The sequence below is a fragment of the Candidatus Avelusimicrobium stercoris genome (assembly GCF_002437085.1).
Classification (GTDB): domain Bacteria; phylum Elusimicrobiota; class Elusimicrobia; order Elusimicrobiales; family Elusimicrobiaceae; genus Avelusimicrobium; species Avelusimicrobium stercoris.
Genome location: NZ_DJOA01000042.1, coordinates 1 through 5,021, shown reverse-complemented (window position 1 = coordinate 5,021; position 5,021 = coordinate 1). Strand labels below are relative to the sequence as shown.

Genomic DNA, 5,021 nt, shown 5'->3' with positions numbered 1-5,021 from the left:
AACAACCCCTTTAAAAAGAACAGCCCCAAACTGCCTTTCCAAGAATAAACAACGCTTATTTTATACAATATGTTTATGAAACCCATCGTCCTATGCGGCCCGACCGCTTCCGGCAAAACGGAACTCGCCTTGGAACTTGCCCGCCAATCAAACGGGATTATTCTCTCGGCCGATTCCCGCCAAGTCTATAAACGCCTGACTGTCGGCACGGCCAAGCCGCTGGGCTCGTACCAAAACGGAGCCTACACCGTGGACGGAGTTCCCTATTATCTGGTGGATTTTTTGGACGTTACCGAAACCTGTAACGCCGGAACCTTTGTAAAAAAAGCGCGCCAAATCGCCGCTGAAAATTCCAACCGTCCACTTATTTTTGCGGGCGGTACGGGTATGTGGCTGCACGCCTATTTTGTGGGGATGGATGACCTGCCCGCTTCCACACCCCAAACGCGCGAACAACTTTCCGCCTTACTAGCAAAATCGGGCAAAGAGGGCCTGCATCAGGCACTTATGGCCTTGGACCCCGTTTCCGCACAAAATATCCCTATGGGCAATGTACAACGCACGATGCGTGCCCTAGAACTGTGCTGGCTGACGGGCAAGCCTGCAAGCACGCTAAAAAGCGGTAATTTCTTTAAACTTCCTAATCCGCAAAACTCCGTCTGGGTCTATTTAGCCTGGGATAGAGAAGCGTTAAACGCACGCATTTCGGCCCGCACAGACCAGATTTTTGACGGGATGGCACAGGAAGCCGAGGCCCTGCTAAACGAGGGATATACGCCCGATACACCCGCTTTAAAGAGTCTGGGCTATCCGCAGGCAATATCCTTTTTACAAGGGCAACTCCCCCATACGCAAGCCGTGGAACAAGTGGCCACGCTCACCCGCCAATACGCCAAACGCCAGCGCACTTGGTTCAACCGCTATACCAATGCCCTGCGCCTGGAATTAACCGTCCAACAAGATTTCCGCCCTCAAACGCTCGCCGAGCAAATCCTGCATTTTGCCAGCCAAACGGCCCTGCCGCCCAATATGGTAAAATGAAGATATGATAGCGTATTTAAAAGGCGAAGTATTGGAAGTAAAGGAAGACGGCGCCGTCATTTTGTGCGGCGGAATCGGCTACGAGGTCAACCTCGCGCACAGTTCCGCGCTGGAACTGACGGAAGGAACCGAAGTGGCCCTGTATGTGGCGGAATCCATTTCCCCCTACGACGGCACGGTTTTATACGGTTTTTTGAATAAAGAAGACAAGGCGCTTTGGTATCTCTTCAAAACCGCTATTCCAAGCACCGGCCCCAAAAAAGCACTTGAATTTTTAAACAAAGCCCTCCGCTCGGTGGCGGACTTCCACAACGCCATTTTAAAACGCGACCCCAAAATTTTGACGGGTATCTTCGGCTTTACGGCTAAGACGGCGGAAAAGTTAATCAACTCCTTAAAGGACAAAATGGACGCTATCACCGTACAGGGCGAAAGCAAAATAAAAGTAATGGACGAAGCCCCGTATATGAGCGGCGTGCTGGAAGCCTTATCCGCCTTGGGCTATTCTGCGGCGGAATCGCGCCGCGCGATTGAAAAACTTTACACCGAGGGTGTAAACCTAAACGGCAAGATTGAAGACATCATCAAAGAGGCCCTGCGGGTACTGAAAAAATGAGCAACCAAAACGAAATTTTAGACGTCAACCAACTTTCCGACGAGTCCGCCGGGCTGGAAGCCGCCCTGCGCCCTGCCACCTTGGACGAGTTCGTCGGGCAGGAAAAACTAAAAGAAAATTTACGCATTTTTATTGCGGCCGCCAAATCCCGCAAGGAAGCCCTGGACCATTGTCTTTTTTACGCGCCGCCCGGCTTGGGTAAAACTACGCTTGCCAACATTTTGGCGCGCGAAATGGGCGTAAACATCAAGGTTACGTCCGGCCCCGTGCTGGCGCGCCCGGGCGACTTGGCCGCAATGCTGACAACCGAATTAGCCGAGGGCGACATTTTGTTTATTGACGAAATCCACCGCCTCAACCCCGCGGTAGAAGAGGCCCTCTACCCGGCAATGGAAGACTTTACCTTTTTTATCAACACGGGCAAAGGCGCAGGCTCTACGACCTTAAAACTGGCCGTACCGCATTTTACCTTGGTGGGCGCGACTACCCGCTCCGGCCTGCTAACCGGCCCCCTGCGCGACCGCTTCGGCATTGTGTTTAACCTGGGCTTTTACGAAATCCCGGAAATTACCGATATTTTGGAACGCTCGGCGCGGCTTTTAAACATTGAGGCCGACCGTGCGGGACTCACCGAACTGGCCAAACGCTCCCGCGGTACGCCACGTATTGCTAACCGCTTATTGCGCCGCGCGCGCGACTTCGCCCAAGTAAAGGGAAACGGTATTATCACACACGAAATTGCCACCACGGCAATGGATTCCCTGGATATTGATAGCGAGGGCTTAGACAGCGTGGATAAACGCATTTTAGAAGCGCTTATAGACCGCTTTTCAGGCGGCCCGGTGGGCGTGGACAACTTAGCGATTGCCGTGTCCGAAGCCGTGGACACTTTAACGGACGTGATAGAGCCCTTTCTCATCAAGGCGGGCTTTATTGCGCGCACCCCGCGCGGACGCGTAGCCACGCGCAAAGCCTACGAACATATGGGCCGCAAACAACACGCGGATTTGCTTTTTTAGTATGAAAAAACGCTCCCGCTTTTGTTTACTCCTTTTAACCGCCGCGCTTTTAAGCGCGTGCGCCGCGCCGTCCAAACGTCCGTCGCAAACCTATACCGCCGCGCAAGGGCAGATAGACTCCTCCGCCTTAGCCGCCCGCGCGCCCGAACCGCCCGCACAGGACCCGCAAAAACAAAAAGAATATACTGAGGCCACCGTGCGCGTACTACTGGCCGAAAAGGCCAAATCGGCCTATATAAAACACTCCGGCAAGGTATATATTTACACGAAAAATTTGGATAAAAAATACAAGGTTTCCGCCGCAGGTACCTTGGCCGTAAAGGCCCTAGGTAATGGGAAAATCCAAGTAGGCACGTTACAGGCCGCGCAACCCATTATTTTGGAGCCCGCCGCCAATACCATACTGGGCTGGAATAACAACAGTTACTCGGGCAAAATTTACATCCTCCCGGCGAAAAACGCCTTTCACTTGGTGGAACACGCTCCGCTGGAAACATACCTCTATGGGGTGCTCCCGTACGAAATGAGTTACACCTGGCCCTTGGAAGCCTTAAAGGCGCAGGCCGTGGCCGCGCGCACCTATACGCTAAAAACCTTAGAGGGCGTAAAAAACCAAAATTTTGACGTTTATTCCGATGTCCGCAGCCAAATGTATAAAGGCGGAGGCAAGCAATACGATTCCGTCAAAAAAGCCGTGGACCAAACCCGCGGGCAAGTATTAACTTACGAGGACAAACTCTTTTTTACCTACTACCACGCCAACTGCGGCGGCGCAACGGACGATGTGCGCAGCTGGAACTTTGGCGCAAAGTCCATTAAGCCGCTTTCGGGCGCGTCCTGCAAGTACGACAGCCACTCCAAAAGTTACAAATGGGCGATGAACGTCGCCCGGCACAAGGTAGAAAGTTACGCCAAAAGCGTGGGGCTGACGGGCGCTTTAAAAAGCATTAAAATTTCCCGCAAGACCGACACGGGCCGCGCCACCAATCTAATGATTAAAACCGCCAAAGGCTCCAAAACCGTACCGTGCGGACGCTTCCGCCTGGCCACGGGCATCCGCAGTTGCAAAATAACCAAGTTGGACGTCCGCAAAAACGACGTCCGCTTTGAAGGCAAAGGCTACGGCCACGGTATTGGGATGTGCCAAGACGGCGCAAACGGTATGGCCAAGGACGGCAAAAATTACCGCAAGATTTTAAAAAATTATTACCCCGGAGCCGAAATCAAAACGCTCCAATAGAGGACACTTATGTTTGAACGCTTTAAAAAACTGGATTTAGACCCGCTTATCGCCAAGCAGCCCGCCACCCCGCGCGACTCCTCGCGCCAAATGGTACTCCACCGCGATACACATACCATTGAACACCGCATCTTCCGCGATATCCACGAATATTTTAACCCTGGCGACGCCTTGGTCATCAACAATACCAAGGTTTTCCCCGCCAAGTTATTCGCGCATAAACCGACGGGCGGCAAGGTGGAAGTTCTCCTCGTGCGCCCGATGCAAAAGCCCAATATTTGGGCCGTTTTAACGCGAGATTACAAAGAGGGCATTACGCTTGATTTTGGCTCTGGCTTAACCGCTAAGGTGTTGGGCAGGACGGACAACAACGAAGCCATTTTGGAGTTCAACGAAGAAGACATTTTGCCCTTCTGCAACGAGCACGGCCTTATGCCGTTGCCGCAATATATTGAAAAGGCCCGCAAGCATAGCGGCCTTACGCCCAGCATAGAAACCGACAAAGAGCGCTATCAAACCGTTTACGCTAAGTACGACGGCTCTATCGCCGCGCCCACGGCGGGCTTTCACTTTACGCCGGAACTTTTGCAAAAATTAAAGGATAAGGGAGTACACATTTGCTACATCACCCTGCACGTCGGCTGGGGCACGTTTAAACCCTTGCGCGGCGAACCCGAACATCACCATATGCTGGCCGAACTGGGCGAGGTAACCCAGGAAACCGCCGACACGCTAAACGCGGTGCGCCAAGCGGGCAAACGCGTGTTTTCCTGCGGCACCACCAGCACCCGTACCTTGGAAAGTTTTACGGACGATAACCATATCACGCACCCGGGCAAAAAATGGACGGATTTATTCATTTATCCCGGCTACAAGTTTAAGGCCATTGACTGCCTGATTACCAATTTCCACTTCCCGGACTCTACGCCCTTGTGTATGACGTCCGCCTTCGCCGGAGAGGATTTTATTTACGAGGCGTATTTGCAAGCCGTAGAAAAGAAATACCGCTTCTATTCCTTTGGCGACAGTATGATGATTTTGTAAAAAACCCGGGGCTATTAAAAACCCCGGGTTTTTAATGGGATGAAAATCCACCGGCTATGCC

5 protein-coding genes are annotated in these 5,021 nt (G+C 52.5%); all 5 read left to right on the top strand.

Translation table 11 applies throughout. The annotated features are described in order from the left end of the window. Nucleotides 1-75 precede the first annotated feature (75 nt). The 5 genes from miaA to queA are packed head-to-tail and all read left to right on the top strand — an operon-like array spanning nucleotide 76 to nucleotide 4,960. A complete protein-coding gene (miaA, locus tag B2118_RS06195) occupies nucleotides 76-1,041 on the top strand; it encodes a tRNA (adenosine(37)-N6)-dimethylallyltransferase MiaA (RefSeq protein WP_428054213.1) in 966 nt (321 codons plus the stop codon). Between the two features lie 4 nt (nucleotides 1,042-1,045). Then, nucleotides 1,046-1,657, top strand: coding sequence for a Holliday junction branch migration protein RuvA (ruvA, locus tag B2118_RS06190; RefSeq protein ID WP_428054211.1), 612 nt, complete (start codon nucleotides 1,046-1,048; stop codon nucleotides 1,655-1,657). Continuing rightward, nucleotides 1,654-2,676 (top strand): Holliday junction branch migration DNA helicase RuvB, encoded by a 1,023-nt coding sequence (gene ruvB / locus B2118_RS06185; RefSeq protein ID WP_428054209.1) that lies wholly within the window; start codon nucleotides 1,654-1,656, stop codon nucleotides 2,674-2,676. The genes ruvA and ruvB overlap by 4 nt, the downstream gene beginning before the upstream one ends. A 1-nt stretch (nucleotide 2,677) precedes the next feature. Next, complete coding sequence (locus B2118_RS06180; protein ID WP_428054207.1) at nucleotides 2,678-3,916, top strand: SpoIID/LytB domain-containing protein; 1,239 nt, start codon at nucleotides 2,678-2,680, stop codon at nucleotides 3,914-3,916. Between the two features lie 9 nt (nucleotides 3,917-3,925). Further along, nucleotides 3,926-4,960 (top strand): tRNA preQ1(34) S-adenosylmethionine ribosyltransferase-isomerase QueA, encoded by a 1,035-nt coding sequence (gene queA / locus B2118_RS06175; RefSeq protein ID WP_428054205.1) that lies wholly within the window; start codon nucleotides 3,926-3,928, stop codon nucleotides 4,958-4,960. Nucleotides 4,961-5,021 lie beyond the last annotated feature (61 nt).